The sequence below is a fragment of the Bradyrhizobium sp. MI1.3 genome, from assembly GCF_055811695.1.
On the sequence record NZ_JBVVPQ010000266.1, the window covers coordinates 1 to 432 of the forward strand.

The window sequence follows — 432 nt, forward strand, 5'->3', positions numbered from 1 at the left end:
GCTCAAGGAGATCGTCCGCCGCACAGGACATAGTCGCAATCTGGTTCGCCAAATTAGCCGCGGCGGCGGTACGGATATGTTCCGCGCCCGTCAAAGCACCCTGGACGGGCATCTGCCGTTCCTGGACGCGCAGTGGTCAGGCGGCTGTCGCAACGGTGCCGAACTCTGGCGCCGTTTGAAGGGACAAGGCTTCAAGGGATCGCTGCGCGTGGTGGCGGAATGGGCGACGCGACGGCGGCGTGCCGAGACTATCAGCCATCAACAATTGCAGAAGGTCCCCGCCGCCAGGACGATAGCGCAGCTGATGACGACCAAGCGCGACCACCTAACCAAGGCCGAGACCGTCACGCTTGCCGTCATCGAACAAAACGTTCCTATGCTGGCCGATGCCCAAGCTCTCGTTGGCCGCTTCCACGCGATGATCCGAAAGAA

1 pseudogene is annotated in these 432 nt (G+C 62.3%); it reads left to right on the forward strand.

Features of this window, described 5'->3' with window-relative positions:
- A pseudogene (locus AC0L3A_RS40965) lies at window positions 1–432 on the forward strand (ISL3 family transposase); the annotation flags it as partial.